Origin of the sequence: Bradyrhizobium sp. TM233 (assembly GCF_036247965.1) — a bacterium.
Taxonomy (GTDB): domain Bacteria; phylum Pseudomonadota; class Alphaproteobacteria; order Rhizobiales; family Xanthobacteraceae; genus Bradyrhizobium; species Bradyrhizobium ottawaense.
The window spans coordinates 1-282 of the sequence record NZ_BTIG01000361.1 but is presented as its reverse complement, the minus strand read 5'-3'; the positions used below and the strand labels follow the sequence as shown (position 1 = coordinate 282).

The following is a 282-nucleotide window of genomic DNA, read 5'->3' as shown; positions in this document are numbered from 1 at the left end:
AACGGGACATTGGCGCTCCATGAGCCGTTACCAAGGACCGTGGTCGTCGCGACGGACGTCGCTCCGCCATTGTCGTAAATGTTGACCGTTGCTCCGACTTCGCCGGTACCGCTGATCGTCTGCGTTGACTGGTTGGTATTGCCACCCGTGCTGCCGATCGTCACCACGGGCGCCGTCGTGTCGAGCGTGATCACGTCCGCCGAGGTGGTCGAGCTGTTACCCGCAGTGTCGATGAACTTCGCCGTAATCGACTTCGAACCGTCCGCCCCGAGATCCCCCGAC

The 282-nt window shown here is 62.4% G+C and carries 1 protein-coding gene; it reads right to left on the bottom strand.

The features are described from left to right. On the bottom strand, window positions 1-282 hold a 282-nt coding region (locus tag AABA86_RS34460; protein ID WP_445083507.1), incomplete at both ends, for a hypothetical protein.